Here is a 15,266-nt window from a genome sequence, read left to right as displayed (position 1 = left end):
GCCCTCCGCGGGGTTAGTCGTTCGCCGCGGCCAACTGGCCGCACGCGCCGTCGATCTCCTTGCCGCGCGTATCGCGCAGCGTGGTGGGGATGCCGGCCGCCTCGAGGCGGTTCACGAATTCCCGCGTCACGGCGTCCGTGGAGGAGGTCCAGATGGAACCCGGCGTGGGGTTAAGCGGGATGGGGTTCACGTGCACCCAGCCGCGGCCGCGCTGGTTCAGCTTCTGCGCCAGCAGGTCCGCGCGCCACGGGTGATCATTCATGTCCTTGATGAGCGCGTACTCGATGGAGACGCGGCGCCCGGTCTTGTCGTAGTACTCGCGTGCCACGTCCAGCGCCTCATCCACCTTCCAGCGTGAGTTCACCGGAATCAGGTCATCGCGCAGCTCGTCATCGGGTGCGTGCAGGGAGAGCGCAAACGTAAACGGAACACCCTCATCCGCAAGCTTGCGCATGGCCGGAACCAGGCCAACCGTAGAGATGGTGATGCCGCGGGCTGACATACCCAGGCCCTCGGGGGCGTCCGCGACCATGCGGTGCACGGCATTCATGACGCGCTTGTAGTTGGCCAGCGGCTCACCCATGCCCATGAACACAATGTTGTTCACGCGCTCCGCGTCCGGGCCGCTGTGGCGATCCCCGCCCAGCGCGCCTTCGGTGATGACGCGGTTGGCCTGGACAATCTGATCCAGGATCTCCGCGGTGGACATGTTGCGGGTCAGGCCGTTCTGGCCCGTGGCGCAGAAGGGGCAGTTCATGCCACAGCCGCACTGCGAGGAGATGCACAGGGTGATGCGCTTGGAGTAGCGCATCAGCACCGACTCCACCAGGGCGCCGTCAAAGAGGCGCCACAGGAACTTGATGGTCTTGCCATCGTCCGTGACCAGTCGCTTGACCTCGGTGAGCAACGGCGGGAAGAACTCCTGCGCAATCTCGGCCTTGCGCTCCTTGGGAAGATCGCTCATCTTCTCGGGATCCGTGGTGTGGTGCTGGAAGTAATGCACGGAAAGCTGCTTGGCGCGGAAGGCGGGCAGGCCCAATTCCTTCATCTTGGCCTGGCGCTCTTCCATGGTCATATCCGCCAGGTGCACCGGCGGCTGCGAGACGCGCGGACGCTGGGCAAACTGCAGCGTGGGGCGGCCATCCGCACCCATGGGCTGCTTCCAACCCTCAGCTGTGGGGCGCACCTGCGGGCGTCCGGTGAACCGGTCTGAGCGCGCTGCATGCGCGCGCGAGGTACCGGAACGGTGGCGGTCGGGGTCCGTGGTGCGCTCTGTCATAACGGTCCATCGTCTCACGGATAGGGTGCGGCGCGCCGTGGCCCAGCGCACTCATCGGGCCACTTTTGGCCCGTTGCGGAATCCGACAACGCGGCGGGCTCGATCACGCTGCCCGCGCAGGGGTCGCGCGGGCAGCGTGGTTCGGATCAGGCGACCGCTGTACCTTCCAGCTCGACCAGCAGACCAGGAATCGCGAGCAAGGAGACTTGGAGCATCGTGGTCGTGGGCGCCACGCCGGCTGCGCCGAGACGCCCGGCCAGGTGCCCATAATGAGGGAAGAGCGCGTCAATGTCGGTCGTGTAGACGTTCAGACGTACGAGATCCGCGAGGGTCACTCCAGCGTCGGTGAGCACCGCCTCAAGGTTGTCGACGCAGAGTGCGAGCTGCGCGGCAATGTCGCCTTCGTGCTCAGGACGGCCATCCGTGCGCATCGCAGTCTGTCCCGAGATGTACAGCGTGCGCGCCTCCCCGGACACGACCTCACCCTGATTGAAGCCCATCTCCAGCGACCACTTGACCGGGTTTACTGCGCTGCGTTCCAGTGTCATTTCCTGCCCCCTTCGTTGTTCGTGCTGTACCGGTGATCCGGCCAAGTCACGCGCCACCAGCGATGGCTTCAGTTCGAGCATGTCAACGAAACACGACACCTCATGTCAGGTATTTCTGAGAGAGTTCCCTATGCGCGCCGACCGGCTGGTTTCACTCGTGCTCCTCCTACGACAACGGGGGCGCCTCTCCGCGCCCGAGCTGGCGAAGGAACTGGAAGTATCCACCCGAACCGTCCTCAGAGACGTTGAGGCACTGTCCACCGCCGGGGTGCCCGTCTACGTCGACCGCGGACGCAACGGCGGCTTCTCCCTGCTCCCCGGATTTCGAACCGAGCTGATGGGACTCAACCACGAGGAAGCTCTGGCCCTCCTCACTGCCGGCGGTGCGGGCGGACGGCAAGTGTTCGGCCTGGGATCCGCGCTGTCCTCTGCCATGCGCAAGGTCGTCGACGCAATACCAGCCGGCCACCAGCTCGCAGCGACCGACGCCGCCCGGCGCATCCTCATCGAGCCAGAAGCGGACCTCCTGTCACGACACCGCATCACAGAAGGCATCCCGGAATCGATCATGCTCGAGGTCCGCCGCTCGGTGCTCAGCGGTCGCAAGCTGCGCATCCACTACGCCGCCGAAGGCCGCGACCCCGCGTGGCGCGAAGTAGACCCCATCGGCCTTGTCACTGTGCGCGAGAAGGGATATCTCCTCGCTCTGGTCGACGGCAGCGATCGCACCTACCGCCTGTCGCGCATCCTGGTCGCAGAAGAACTCGCCATGCCCGCCCAACGCCCGGCTGCAGTCGACCTCGCGGAGCTTTGGGAGGCCCGCAGCGCACGATTCCGCGCCGGGGAATCACAGCTCGTCGTGCGCGCCCGAATCGACCCCTTGAGACGCGAAGAACTCGCCGGAACGGCCCTAGCGATCATCTGGGAGACGACCGACCCGGACCATTGGCTTCGAATCGAACTGACCTTCCAGGACCTACGGCACGCGGAATGGGCGCTCTGGCAGCTCGGCAACAGAGCGGAAGTGCTCAGCCCCCCGGAGTTGCGGCAGGCACTTCACCAACAAGCGGTTGAGGTCGCAAACCGCTACGCCTCGCCACCCGGCGAACCGACGGCCCGAAACTGAGCCCCACCACGAGCCGGGGCCGAAACCCCGACGACCTGTCATCGGTTTCGATCCGGGAGACGCTTGCGGGCACCATTTCCCCAGCGCACACCCGCCCGGCTCACAAACGACCGTTTTTGCACGGCGGTTTTTGATGCCCGACGGCGTGCGGTTCAGCCCGCGGGACGCGCCACGTGTGTGGGCTGGAACCCACGCGGCGGGGGTATTAGGCGCGTACCGCGAAACGCTCGGGGTGCGTCTGAGCCAAGTGGCGGCGTCGAGCAAGCTTGAGGCCCCTGACTGCCGCGACGCCGAGGCAGACGGCGGAGCCGGCGAACGCGAGCCAGGCCGCCCACTCGTCGACCTTGAGCAGGTAGCCGCCAGCCACGGCGCAGGCGATGGCAAGAAGAAAGATGCGTGCGAACATAAAAACGACGCTACGCCCGCGATCCGGCGCGGAATGCGGTTTGTGCAAAACCCTCACGGAACCCTCACGCGCCAAGGCGCGGCCAGAACCGAGGACGCCGTGTTGCGTGATTCTGCCGATCGGCTGCGCCGCAAAAGCTCACGCCCCGTCGGTGACGGGGCGTGAGCGGTGGTGTTCTTGAGATGCGACGGGCGCTTGACCCGGCCGAGCGCAGCCGACCAGGCGAGCGCACGGGCAGACTGACCATCCGACCGGCTAGCTCAGAGGCTGTAACCCTCGGCGGGGCCGTCTTCCGTGGCGCCGCCCTCGTCGGTCCAATCCTGGCCGTTCTCGACGTTCTCAGCGGGGTCCGACACCGAATCCGGCGCGTGGCTAGGGTCCTTGTGATCACTCATGGTGGTCCTCCTTCGAATCGAACTCTTCTGCCCAGACTCCCACAAAGGGCCAGCGCTGGCGACCTTCCCGGGCGGGTTCTTGGGGCCGCCGGGGCTCACGCCGCCCGCACGCGACGGCGGGGATCACGCCGAACACCCGCCCGTTCAAGCTTGGCGAAAAACACCTCCGGATCCTCCAGATCCTCCCCCACCCAATGCACCACACGCTTCACCTGCGGGTGAGCGGCCAGCCGCGCGTGCCGCTCCTGCGCTGCGTGCACCACCTCCCACTGCTGCAACTCATCCTTGACTAGGTCTCCGGCCCATTTGGCGCGCCCCTCAAACTCACCAACCACCCCACACTCCGGCCACCAAAAGTCGCAGCGACCAATAAACCCGGCGTCGTCGGAGAACTCGTACTGGAGCACGGGCGGGCAGAATCCGGCCTGGATCAGCAGGGCCCGGCTCCGCGATTCGCCCGGCGACTCCGCCAGGCCGCTGGCCAGCTGGAGCACCGAGAGCGCGCGGGATGCTTGCGTCTTGATGGGCCAAGCGGAGGCGACGGCGGTGAGTTCAGTTCGCGAGATACCGCCGGGGAACTCGGCGCGGAGGGCGGCGTCCGCCACCACGAGCGAGCGCTGCAGTGGCTGAGTGGCGAGTACCTCAACGATGGCCTGGGGCAGCGGAATGGTGAGGAAGTGGCCCGCTTGGACCACTGCCTGATTTCCCACCCCCCCGTCGTTTCCGCTCCCTGCGCCAGCGCCTGTGCCGTGCTTGTCTAGGGCGGCTCTGGAAGGGGAATTGTCGATGTGTCCGGGGCCGTGGGCTTGGGCTTGGGCTTGGGCCTGGGCCTGGGCTTGAACGAGACGATGTCTGTGGCCAAAACGGTACGGGGGAGGGCGGAGTGATTGGGCGGGGCCACGAGCTGCAAAGACCTCCACTTGGCGCCCCACGCGGGCGGAATTCGCCGCTCTGTACTCAAGACGAAGCGGAGCCACCCAGACCGGAAGCCCATGTAGATACACCGCCGTTTCTCCACAGAACACGGTCCCAGGGTTGGCCAGGGACTCCGCAGCGGCCGCCATCTCGAATCGCACCCACGGCGGCGCGTCCTTCCACGCCGTGGCGAGCACGTATTGGCCACGGGCCAGGCGGACGGCCCTCCCATGCCGGAACGCCGCATTGACCTCGGAGTCTCCAGCGCCGGCGCGGATGAGCGGCGAGAAGGTTCGGGGCGAGTAGCGAGTAGTGCTCATGCTCCAAGAATCGAGGAAGACGCGGCCGGGCGTGCAGGGCGCAGGGGCGATCTGTGGATAAACGGGGTGTGAGGGACGGTAATGGCGGGTGGTGGGTGGTGTGGGTGGCGGGACGGATTTGCTCAGGTTGCGTGGATCCGTCCTGGTTTCGTGGATTTGCTCCGTCCAATGGGCAGGGCAAATCCACGAAACACGAGCAAATCGACGGAACACGAGCAGATCCCGTTCAACAGCAGGCGAGGGGCGGGGGATCGGCGGGATCGGCGGGATCGGCCGGGGCGAGGACGAGCGGGGTGTGCGGGGTCAGGGCGCGGGGTCGGCGGGGGCGAGGACGAGCGGGGTGCGGGGTGCGGGGTGCGGGGTGCGGGGCCAGGGTGCGGGGTCGGCGGGGGCGAGGACGAGCGGGGTGCGCGGGGCCGACGGGGTGCGCGGGGCCAGGGTGCGGGATCGGCGGGGGCGTGCGGGCGGGAGGCCCCCCAAGCTCGACGCCCCCACCGCGACGGCGGGTTCCCGAGTAGCGTCATATTCACCACCCGCCGGACACTCGCCAGGAGCATCATGACTACGCCCACGCCAGACTCCGCCAACGCCGACGCCGCGACCACGCAGAGCAACCGGCCAACCGCCGCCGAATCCACGGACGCCTTCGCCCTCGCCGAGCAGGGCGAACGTGCCTTCTCCGAGCAGATCGCCGCCCTCCCAGACGGCGAACTGTCCGGCCCCAGCTTGTTGCCTGGATGGTCTCGCGCCACCGTGATTGCCCACGTGGCCTGCAACGCCGCCGGGTTCATCCGCGCCACCCAAGGCGTCATCGCGGGCGGCGACACCCGGATGTACGACGATCGGGCCCAACGCGACGCCCAAATCGCCGCGCTCGAGACCGCCCCTCCGGCCGAACTTCGCCGGCGCAGCGACGAGGAATCGCGCCGCCTCCAAGACACGTGGGCCGGCCTCAGCGACGAACAGTGGCGCCTGACGTTCACCAGCGGCCAGGGCAAACTCCTGCCCGTGCGCCGCTCGGTCGTCTTCCGCGCCCGCGAGGTCTGGGTGCATCTCGTGGACCTCAACGTCGGTGTGGGCTTCGGCTCGGTGCCCGCCCCCCTCCGCGAGGCCGTGCTGCGCGAGGTCTGGCTCAGCTGGACCACCCGCGGCGCTGATGACGGATTGGCGATCACCACCACAGCGTCCGACGGCGCCCCCCTCACCTTGGGTGCCGCCGAGGACCCCGCGGTCACCGTGGTGAGTGGGACCTTGGCCCAGGTCACGGCATGGGCCACCGGCCGCGCAAAATCCATCGCCACCGCCACCACCGCCGACCAACCCACCGACCAACCCGACGGCCTCCCCCAGGCCACGCTCGCCGGCCTGCCCGTTCCCCTCCCCCAGGCTCCCGGCTGGATCTGATCCACCGCCTCACCCGCAACCCCACCCGCAACACCGTCAGGACACGAATCGAGCAGGTTCGCGCGGTCCCGTGCCCGTGCCGCCCCTCCCCTGTAGCCTCAGAACATGAGCACTGACACGACCCCGGCAGGGCAATCCATGACCATGTCCGCGGCCCAGGTGGAGGCCGATCGCCTGCACCGTTCCGGCAGCATGATGCTGCTCTCGCTCGCGGCGTTCTGGGGCATCGCGGCCGCGCTATACACGTGGGGCACCCCGCTGGCCGGGCAGATTGCCCTCCTGATCGGCACCGCCGCCGCCTGCCCGGTGGCCTGGCTCGTGCTGAAGCTGGCGGGCGGCCCGGCCATGTTGCCGCGCAGCAATCCGCTCAAGGGCCTCTCCTTCCAGGTCTCCGCCATTCCGCTCATCGGCGTCCTCGCCGCCATGGCCCTGGCCCAGACCCAGGAGCTGGGAGGCGACAAGGACAGCGCGTTCTTCGCGGCCTCCATGTTGGGCCTCGCCGCCGCGTTCTTGCCGATGGTGACCCTGTACGGCCGCCCCGTTTACCTGGCCCTCACCGCCGTCTTCTTACTGCTCCCCGTGATCGGCTGGGTCGCGGCACGCCCGTTGCTCCCGTGGTTTGGCCTGATTGGCGTGCTGGTCCTGCTGGTCGCCGGCGCGCTCTTCCTGCGCAGCCTGGGCGGATTGGCCGCCTCCGCACCTGCCTCACAGGATCTGCCCGACGACGCCTCGGTCACCGATGCGACCCGTTCCGCCTCTCACGCGGACGCCTCCACAGACCGCACCGCCGCGGACCGGACCGCCACGGAGGCGACGGACGACGCCGCTGTCATCACGGACGCGGACGTCGCCCGAGATTCCTCCGCCGCCCACAACAACACGACCCACACCAACGCGCCCCGCACCTCCCCGCGCACCACCCCCGGCACCGCGGCCCCCGGCACCCCGGCCCCCGGCACCCAGGCTCCCGGCACCCAGGGCAACGCGGACGCGCCGACCCGACCAAGCGGCGTCGGGCATCGCGATCCCAATGCCCCCTTTGACCAGTTCCCGGACCAGACGCCGCGGGAGCGCTGAGCCATGGCGAAGACGCATGTGTCCCACCGCGGCCTGCAACTCCCGGCGATAGGGCTTGGCACGTACAAGCTCAAGGGCGCGGACGGGGCGGTGGCCATTTCAGAGGGCATGAACCTGGGGTACGCCCTGCTGGATTCCGCCTATAACTATGAGAACGAGGGCACCGTTGGCGAGGCGCTGCGCATCAGCGGGCTGCCGCGGAACCGGGCCATCGTCACGTCCAAGCTGCCCGGTCGCTACCAGCGCCGCGAGGACGCCCGGATCACGGTGGAGGAGAGCCTTTACCGGCTGGGCCTTCCGAGCGTTGATCTGTACCTGATTCACTGGCCCAACCCGGCGCAGGGGCTCTACGTTGAGGCGTTTGAGGCGCTGCTGCAGGCCCGCCAGGACGGGCTCATTTCCCACGTGGGCGTGTGCAACTTTTTGCCCGAGCACCTCGAGACGCTCAAGGAGGCCACGGGCGAATACCCCGAGGTCAACCAGATTGAGCTGCACCCCTACTTCCCGCAGACCGAGGCGCTGGCGTACCACCGCGAGCGCGGCATCATCACGCAGGCGTGGTCCCCGCTGCGGCGCGGCGGCGACCTGTTTGAGGAATCGGCGGTGACTGCGCCGGCCGAGCGGCTAGGCGTCTCCCCGGCAGAGGCGGTGCTGGCCTGGCACGTGGCGGTGGGCTCACTCCCCATCCCCAAGTCCTCCAGCCCTCAGCGACAGCTGGCGAATCTGCGCGCCCAGGACCTGGTCCTGACGGACGCAGAGGTTGCGGCCATCACGGCGCTCGGCCGCGCGGACGGCCGCATGAAGAACCAGGACCCCGCGGTTTACGAGGAGTTCTGAGCCGGCCGTGAGCCCCGCCGAGCCCTCCGCCGAGGCCCCGGAATCCCGGAAACCAGCCGCCACCCCAGCCCGGCCTCGCCCGCGCGCGTGGCAGCTGTGGGGTGGGTTGGCCGCTCTGTGCGCCGCCGGAGCCGGCGTGTTTGGTGGGGTCGGCGCGTTCCAGGAGCGTGGCCCGGCGCTAGACTCCGCTGTCAGCATCGAGGTGGAGCCCGGGCTCCCCGATGAGCTGACGCAGCAGAACGTGGAGCGCATCCTGGCCGTCTCTCCCGTCATGGCGTCGGAGCCGCTGCGGATCAAGGTCAAGGGCGGTGAGCCAAGCGAGGACCAGCAACAGCGGGAGTTCACGGACGCTGATTTCTACGTTTTTTGGCAGGGCCGCCATGCCTCGGAGCCCGTGAAGATCCTGGCCAGTACTCGGCTGGGCGCCGCCGTCCGGAGCGCGGGGAGCGGGGCCGAGCGCCCCGCCACCCTCAACCGCGAGCTAGGCCAGGGGCCCGCCGCGCTCACCTTTGCCCTCCAGGAATCCTTCACGGAGGCGGCGCGGCGGGAAGATCACTCCGTCCAGTCCTTCACCACGGCCGGGGGCCTTGGCCTGGCGGCCGTGGCGCTGGCGGGCATCGCAGTCGGTGCCCGACGGCGTGTGCCCACGTCCCAGCCGGAGCTCACCGCAGTGGCGCAGCGGGCCCGCCTGAGCACCGAGGACGATCCTGACGCGCTGCGCCCAGCGTTGGTGGGGCTGTTGCTGCGGACCGCGGAGGTGCTTGCACGGCGGGACGCGGAGCCCAGGTCCGGCCACGACACGGCTGGCTTCGAGGGCACGGCTGGCAGCGAGCGAACGGCCGGCTTCGAGGGCACCGGCGCAGCTGCAGGCGGGGGAACCGGCGAGAATCTCGGCGCTACGGCGGCGCGTGCGCGGGATCTCGCCGAGCTGGCGCAGGCTTCTCCCGGAGGGGAGCTACCCGTGCCGCCCAGCGCCGTCGACTCCCTCGCGCGGACCGTCGCCGCGCTGGCGCAGGGGTCGCCGGCCGATGACTCCGAGCTGCTCCACCCCGCTGACCGTCCCCTGCCCCGAACCGCCCCGCTGACCGCGGCGGCGGTGGCCCTGGCCGCCTCACTCGACGCGCTGGAGGGGTCCGCCGCGGAATCGACCACGGATTCCGCCGTGAAACCCTCCACCCGGACGCAGCAGCTGCGCGCCACCTCCGCTGGCGCCCGGCTCAGCCGCGGCCTGGGCGGTGTGCTCTGGCGCGTGGCGCTGTGCGGCGGCATTGCCGCGGCCGCCGCCGTATGGGGAACCACCCCCACCTTCCGCGCCTTCCTCCCCCCGCAGCCCCCGTCCGTTGCCCCACTCTCCGTGGAGCTCAGCGGGCCGGGCGCCGAAGAGCTCCGGACCCGGATGCAGCCGGAGCTGGCCAAGGCGCGGACGGCCGGGCGGCTGCACCTTCGCCTGGTGGCGGTGGCCCCTCCCGCCGAACTCACCGCCGCCAGGGCCAAGGACCCTAGCTCCTCCCTGGTTTCCCTGAGCCCCTCCGTGCGCCAGCGGGTCGTGGACGCGGCCATCGCCGAGTTGGGCAGGGACGCGGCCCCGGCGTGGACCGCGTCGGCGATTCCCCCGGGGCTGAACCAAGCCCCCGATCCGCAGACCGAACGGACGGTCACCGTGGTGCACACGCGCCTGGCCAACGGCGACTCCGTGCTGCTCGGCACCCGCAGCTCCACCCCCAGCGCGGGCACCAACATCACATGGGATCGGCTCCTGCCCACCTCACCAGAGCTTGAACTGGTCTCCGCCAAGGACGCGCCGGCTGAGCTGGTGAAGGCGATGGACCGAGCGGCATACGCCGGCTGGCAAGAGCTGCGCGTCCCCAGCACCGTGCGCCTACCTGCTGCCACGGCCATCGCGAGCGTGGCGGGCGGGCTGGGCACCGCTGCCATCCTGAGCTGGGCGTGGGCCCTGCGGCCGCGGCGCAACGGCCCCAAGGGGTACCGATCATGAGCCAGATTTCGCCCCGCCGGCCGGCTGGCGTCCGCGGCCACAGGGGCCTGCGCGGCCTCGGGGGCCTGCGCGGGCGCCTCGTTGCCCCGTGGGCGGCCATCGCCACGGGTGGCGCCACCCTGGCATTGGCCCTGGGCGGCGCGGCCTTCGCCCCGCAGGCCCAACAGGCCCAACAGGCCCAGGTCCAGCTGTCCCAGCCCGTCACTGTCACCGCCGAATCCGCACTGCCCCTCGGCCTAACGCAGGACCGCCTCAATGCCGCGTTGAAGGACGTGCGCACGCAGGCCCCGCTCACCGTCCGGGTGTATCCGGGCACCATTCCGCAGGCCGCGCAGGACGCGCATCCGGGTGACTTCCTGGTAGGTCTTGGCCAGCCGTGGACGGAGCAATACCGGGCCGGCGATGTGCGGCCGCCCACCGCCGCGCCCGGCTCACCGTCCTCGCCCTTCAACCCGGGCGCGGATCCGGCGGCGGACCGGGCCGCACGCGAGGTCTCCGTCAGCGCCCTCAGCAACAATCTCCAGACCGGCAATCTCGCCACCGCGGTCTCCGGCGCGGTCCAGACCTGGCAGGATGCGCGCCTCAAGGAATCCGCGGAGGACTCGGAGCCCCCGCTGGCCCTCACCCTCGGCGTCGCGGGCGGTTCCGTGGCCACCGTCGCGCTCTTGGCCTGGCACGTGGTGCGCCGTCGGGATTGGCGCCGGCGCCAGAACGAGGTCAGGGCCGGCCAGCGGCAGGTGGCCTCCGTGGTCGTGGACCTGGACGCCCTGGCCGTGGATGCCCTGACCCTGTCCACCTCCGCCGCCGAGGCGCAGCAGCAGCGCTGGGCGGACTTGGAGCGACGGGCGCTTGGCCTGTTGGAGTGGGACGAGCGGCTCGCGGGCCTGCACAAGACGCCCTCCGCGGCGGCCAGCCCTGCGGCCCGCTCCGCCAGGAGGGTCTATGTGGCGGACGCGCGCGCCGTGTACGCGGACGCCGAGCGCCTGCGCCTCACCTCCTCCTATTTGGGGGAGCGCACGGGCGGCATCAGCGCCTGGGATCGGGTCATCGCTCCCACCGTTCTGGAGTCCCAGGCGCTCACCCGCGAGCTGGAATCCGGCGCCCCGGTGCTGCGCTTGCTTCCCGCGGCGGCGCGCCTGGAGGAACTGCGCGACGGCGTGTTGGCCCTGGGCAACGACGTAGAGAACCAGCGCCTGCAGGGCCAGGGCGCGGTGCGCCGCCTGGCGGAGCTGGAGGCGCAGACCACGGCCGCCGCGCAGGAACTCACCGAATCCCTCAGCGCACTGACCCCGGCACCAGAGGCGTCCCCCTCCGCGGGCGCAGCGGTGGCGCCGCTGCGCGCGGATCTTGGCCTACCGGCGTCGGGCCCCGCACCGGCCCTGCGCCAGGCCCGCGCCGCGCTGGCCGCCTACGCCGGCCATCAGCCGCCCCTTCCCGCCGCACAGGACCGGGCGCCCAGCCCGGCGCAGGACGTGGAGCGCTTCTGGGAGCGCCCCGCCTGGGTGGTCACCGGCGTGGCGGCCGGGTCCGTGGTGATCGGCACGCTGGCGTGGGTGGCCTCCGGGATCGTGATTCCGGAGGGCGGCGGGCAGGTGCAGGGCTCGGGCAGCGGCAGGGTGGAGTCGCTGACCGTGGACGGCGTGAATCACGGCCTGAACGCGGACGGAATCCGGGCCTCCGCCAACTCCATCTCCGCTCCCACGGGGCTGAACATCGCCGTGGTGGGCGTCTCTAGCCCCTACATGGCCCGGGATCGTTTTGACCTGTCCAAGGGCGCGCAGACCGTGCCGCCGGCCATGCCAAAGGCGGAGCGTCTGGCTCTGCTGCGCTCCGCGATCGAGGCCCGGCCAGCGTTGCAGGACCCGGCCACCGGGGACCTTCGCCCGGGGGCGGCCGTGATCTTGGTGGACGGCCCGCCGGATGGCAGCCCGCAGCCCACCGGCCCAGGAACCACCAGTTGGGGCGACGGCACCGGAGGCGTGATCCTGGCGGTGGGCCTGGGCACGGTGCAGAGCAAGGACCTGGGGTGGCAGACGCAGTCCCCCGTCAGCGCGGGGGCCACCTCTGACTCGCCCCTCTCCCGGGATGCCCGCGCCATCGACGGCCCCACCTCGCTGAACCGCGCGCTGGATGGCCAGTTGCGGGACATCGCCAGGGACGTCACGCTGCTGGTCACGGGCGAGCAGGGAGCGCGCGGGCTGTACGGCCAGGCGCGGACCACGGAGCGCCTGCCCGTCGCGGCGCTGCTCATGGCCGGTGCCGCGCTCGCCACCACCGCGCTCCTGGGCGTGGGTGTGCTGGTGCGCGCGACCGTACGCTCCTTCTCCCCCACTGGCACGCTGTTCACGCGCATTCGGCGCCGCCTCACCGCGCTGAACCTGCGCCAGGATCAGAACACGCTGGAATCCGTGGCCGTCCTTGGCCAGGATCGCGGGGCCGCGGCGGAGCAGGAACAGCGCCTCTACGCGGCGCGGCTGAACGAGGCCTGGCGGCGCTGGGATGAGCTTGACTCGCTTGGCGCCGTGCAGCGGCGTAGCCCCGCCACGCTGGAGCAGTTGGAGGCCCTGGATGCCTTGGTCGCGGCGCTCTCTGAGCAGGACTCTGCAGTGGCGGCCGACGCCGCGCGGGCCCTGCGTGCCCTGGATAGCGACGGCGCGGGGCCGGGTCAGGTCGGGAGCGCGGGTGGGGAAACCGACGGGGAGTCCGACGGGCAGTCCGACGGGGAATCCGACGCCGATACCGACGACACCGCTGACACCGCCGCGCGAAGGGAGGCCGGCGCATGAGCTATAGCAGCAAGCCCAAGCCACCTCCCCTCTCCCCCAGAAACTCCCGCCTTGCCCTGGTCACGGGCTGGACTCTGGCGGCTGCCGCCCTGGGCTCGCTCGGTGTGGGGCTGGCCCAGAACGCCGCACCCCAACAAGAGGTGCGCTTTCAGGTGGAACAGGGGCTGCCGTACGGCGTGACCCAGGCCAGTGTGGAAGCGGCGATGGCCAAGAGTCCGGTGCGCTCACGCGAGCCGCTGGAGATCCGGGTGGCCCGCGGCCCCATGCCGGACGCCCAACGCTATGGACGCGTCCCCATCAGCGCGGACGCTTTCGTCACCCTGGATGCGCCCACGGACAGGATCGGGGCCCTGAGTTCTTCCGCGCCCAGCCGCGGCAACGCCGTCTCCGCACTGCAAGATACCGACGGACGGGCCCCTTCCGTCAGCGAACTTTCCCGCGAGCTGGACCGGGTGCTCAGTCAGAATCTGGACACGGGGAACGGACCCACCGCCGTGGTGCAGGTGGCTCGCGCGCTAGCGGAGGGCCAACCGGGCAGGGCCTGGCAGGAGCCCGGCGGCTGGCTGCTGGTGGCAGTGGGCCTTGGCAGCGCGGGCGGAACCAGCCTGTTGATGGGCTGGCCGCGCCGCATGTCTGGGAGTTCACGGCGCATGCCAGGGAGTCTGAGGCGCAATGGCTCGGGTGTCACAGCCCGCATTGACAGCACGCTGTCACCTGGCTCCTCGGGTGCCGTCGGCGCGCGGTCCACGGAGCAGAAGGGTCAGGTGGCGCAGGACCCAGCCACAGACCTGGCGCCACTGCTGGAGGAGCTGTGTTTTCGGTGGGAGCGCCTGCCCCGCGGCATCCCCGGAATGGACCAAGATCGGTTGGGCGCCGACCTCAAGCGGCTGCGCAGGGCCGGAACCGCCGTGGAGTCGTGGGCCACCGAGGTCCGGGCGGGCAATCAGCGAGCGGGCAATCAGCGGGCCGGCAGTCAGCGGGTGAGCGAACAGCAACCCGCCCTTCCTGCGGCCACGGTCCGCAAGGTGGAGCTGGCCATCGAGCCGCTGCGTCAGCGACTCAAGACATTGCGGGATCAGCTGGGTACCGAGGGTATTTCCACGAGCGGCCCCACGGGCGGCTCCACGAGCGGCTCCGCGGATCGTCCCAAGGACGGCACCTCCACCGACGATCCGGCGCGTCGCCTCCTGGCGAGCGCCGCAGGGTTGGCCGCGCAGACGCGCGGCCTCCTGGGCGACGGGCCCGCTGCGGCGACCCCGGCAGCGTCGGGCACTGGCAACCCCGCGCCGTCGCGCAAAGGCAACCCCGCGCCGTCGCGCAGAGGCAACCCCGCGGCGTCGCGCAGAGGCAACCCCGCGGCGTCGGGCAGGGGCAGTGCCGTTTCCCGATCCGCCGCGTCGCGTCCCGCCAAGCCGCTGCGCGGCGAGCGCGTGGTGCGCTGGTCGCTGCAGTCGCTCGTGGCGGCCGCGGTGGGCGCAGTGGCGGTGATCCCGGCCATCCTGGTGGGCTACGGGGCGGAACCCCCGGAATCCGCCGGCGATCAGCGTGTGGAGCGCGTGAGCATCCAAGGCGATGGCCTGCCGCTGGACCAGGACGACGTACTCAGGGTGCTGGACGAGGCCCGCTTCCCGCGGCCGCAGCACCTGGTGATCCGTGTGGACCCGGCGCCGGAGCTGGTGAAACGGGCCGTCGCGGACAGCGGCAAGGACGGTCCCGAGGCCGGCGGAGCCTCGTCGCGCTCCGGCCGGGAGTATTTTGTCCCGACCTCGCTCCTGCCGACGCAGACGGCGCTGCTGCGCACCGCGTCTCCTGAACTCTTTGACCCGCAGACCGGCCAGCTCACCGGGGACACCACCGTGGTGGGGCTGTGGCGGCTGCCCGACGGGCGGCTTGCCACCAACATGACGCTCACCAGCGTCGCGGCCGGGACCCAGACCGCGTCAATGCCCGGCGTGGGATCTTCCCGCGACTTTGGCCTGGTCGTGGATCCCAGCAACGTCGATTCGATGCTTGGCCGCCTGGAGACGAGCTGGCCCGAGGCCGCGGCGCGGGAGTCGCTGACCCACCCGGCCGTCTCGGCGGATGCCACCGGCTGGGTCGTTTTTGGCAGCGCGACCGTCCTCTCGCTGGGCTTCATGCGGCGCCAGTACCCCGACCGCACCGCGAAGGAGCTCTAA

At 70.6% G+C, this 15,266-nt stretch carries 12 protein-coding genes; 7 read left to right on the top strand and 5 right to left on the bottom strand.

The genetic code is table 11. The features are described from left to right. Positions 1-13 precede the first annotated feature (13 nt). Both rlmN and DWQ67_RS09020 read right to left on the bottom strand, forming a co-directional pair. Positions 14-1,279 carry a 23S rRNA (adenine(2503)-C(2))-methyltransferase RlmN gene (rlmN, locus tag DWQ67_RS09025; protein WP_121485281.1) on the bottom strand — a complete coding sequence of 422 codons (1,266 nt, stop codon included), beginning with the start codon at positions 1,277-1,279 and terminating at the stop codon, positions 14-16. A gap of 146 nt (positions 1,280-1,425) precedes the next feature. Then, entirely contained in the window at positions 1,426-1,821 is a 396-nt protein-coding gene (locus tag DWQ67_RS09020) for a RidA family protein (RefSeq protein WP_121485454.1), read from the bottom strand. An 85-nt stretch (positions 1,822-1,906) separates the two neighbouring features. Here DWQ67_RS09020 and DWQ67_RS09015 point away from each other — a divergent pair, with 85 nt between their 5' ends. Beyond that, on the top strand, positions 1,907-2,953 hold the full coding sequence (locus DWQ67_RS09015; protein ID WP_233556012.1) for a helix-turn-helix transcriptional regulator: 1,047 nt from the start codon (positions 1,907-1,909) through the stop codon (positions 2,951-2,953). Positions 2,954-3,158: 205 nt separating this feature from the next. Here DWQ67_RS09015 and DWQ67_RS09010 read toward each other — a convergent pair whose 3' ends face one another. From DWQ67_RS09010 to DWQ67_RS09005, 3 genes are all read right to left on the bottom strand, one after another. After that, complete coding sequence (locus DWQ67_RS09010) at positions 3,159-3,359, bottom strand: hypothetical protein (protein ID WP_121485279.1); 201 nt, start codon at positions 3,357-3,359, stop codon at positions 3,159-3,161. Positions 3,360-3,619: 260 nt separating this feature from the next. Beyond that, the gene (locus tag DWQ67_RS14220; RefSeq protein ID WP_267899650.1) at positions 3,620-3,754 is read right to left on the bottom strand and encodes a hypothetical protein; all 135 of its coding nucleotides are present in this window, start codon (positions 3,752-3,754) and stop codon (positions 3,620-3,622) included. 95 nt (positions 3,755-3,849) lie between these two features. Beyond that, positions 3,850-4,464 carry a hypothetical protein gene (locus DWQ67_RS09005; RefSeq protein WP_121485278.1) on the bottom strand — a complete coding sequence of 205 codons (615 nt, stop codon included), beginning with the start codon at positions 4,462-4,464 and terminating at the stop codon, positions 3,850-3,852. 1,083 nt (positions 4,465-5,547) lie between these two features. On the opposite strand from DWQ67_RS09005, the gene DWQ67_RS09000 reads away from it, so the two are divergent. The 6 genes from DWQ67_RS09000 (at position 5,548) to DWQ67_RS08975 (ending at position 15,266) form a co-directional block, all read left to right on the top strand. Further along, positions 5,548-6,393, top strand: a complete 846-nt coding sequence (locus DWQ67_RS09000; RefSeq protein ID WP_121485277.1) for a maleylpyruvate isomerase family mycothiol-dependent enzyme — start codon at positions 5,548-5,550, stop codon at positions 6,391-6,393. Between the two features lie 105 nt (positions 6,394-6,498). Then, positions 6,499-7,470 carry a DUF7010 family protein gene (locus DWQ67_RS13790; RefSeq protein WP_158595418.1) on the top strand — a complete coding sequence of 324 codons (972 nt, stop codon included), beginning with the start codon at positions 6,499-6,501 and terminating at the stop codon, positions 7,468-7,470. Positions 7,471-7,473: 3 nt separating this feature from the next. Further along, the gene (locus DWQ67_RS08990) at positions 7,474-8,307 is read left to right on the top strand and encodes an aldo/keto reductase (RefSeq protein WP_121485276.1); all 834 of its coding nucleotides are present in this window, start codon (positions 7,474-7,476) and stop codon (positions 8,305-8,307) included. A 7-nt stretch (positions 8,308-8,314) separates the two neighbouring features. Beyond that, a complete protein-coding gene (locus DWQ67_RS08985) occupies positions 8,315-10,303 on the top strand; it encodes a hypothetical protein (protein ID WP_121485275.1) in 1,989 nt (662 codons plus the stop codon). Further along, positions 10,300-13,089 (top strand): hypothetical protein, encoded by a 2,790-nt coding sequence (locus tag DWQ67_RS08980; RefSeq protein ID WP_121485274.1) that lies wholly within the window; start codon positions 10,300-10,302, stop codon positions 13,087-13,089. Before DWQ67_RS08985 ends, DWQ67_RS08980 begins: the two co-directional genes overlap by 4 nt. Further along, a complete protein-coding gene (locus DWQ67_RS08975; RefSeq protein WP_121485273.1) occupies positions 13,086-15,266 on the top strand; it encodes a hypothetical protein in 2,181 nt (726 codons plus the stop codon). Before DWQ67_RS08980 ends, DWQ67_RS08975 begins: the two co-directional genes overlap by 4 nt.

Origin of the sequence: Galactobacter caseinivorans (assembly GCF_003640665.1) — a bacterium.
GTDB classification, from domain to species: Bacteria; Actinomycetota; Actinomycetes; order Actinomycetales; family Micrococcaceae; genus Galactobacter; species Galactobacter caseinivorans.
This window is presented reverse-complemented; position numbering and strand designations above follow the sequence as displayed.

Coding starts and splice junctions, on each gene's coding strand:
- rlmN (WP_121485281.1), bottom strand. CDS start 1,279: ATGACAGAGCGCACCACGGACCCCGACCGCCACCGTTCCGGTACCTCG.
- DWQ67_RS09015 (WP_233556012.1), top strand. CDS start 1,907: ATGTCAACGAAACACGACACCTCATGTCAGGTATTTCTGAGAGAGTTC.
- DWQ67_RS09010 (WP_121485279.1), bottom strand. CDS start 3,359: ATGTTCGCACGCATCTTTCTTCTTGCCATCGCCTGCGCCGTGGCTGGC.
- DWQ67_RS14220 (WP_267899650.1), bottom strand. CDS start 3,754: ATGAGTGATCACAAGGACCCTAGCCACGCGCCGGATTCGGTGTCGGAC.
- DWQ67_RS09000 (WP_121485277.1), top strand. CDS start 5,548: ATGACTACGCCCACGCCAGACTCCGCCAACGCCGACGCCGCGACCACG.
- DWQ67_RS13790 (WP_158595418.1), top strand. CDS start 6,499: ATGAGCACTGACACGACCCCGGCAGGGCAATCCATGACCATGTCCGCG.
- DWQ67_RS08990 (WP_121485276.1), top strand. CDS start 7,474: ATGGCGAAGACGCATGTGTCCCACCGCGGCCTGCAACTCCCGGCGATA.
- DWQ67_RS08980 (WP_121485274.1), top strand. CDS start 10,300: ATGAGCCAGATTTCGCCCCGCCGGCCGGCTGGCGTCCGCGGCCACAGG.
- DWQ67_RS08975 (WP_121485273.1), top strand. CDS start 13,086: ATGAGCTATAGCAGCAAGCCCAAGCCACCTCCCCTCTCCCCCAGAAAC.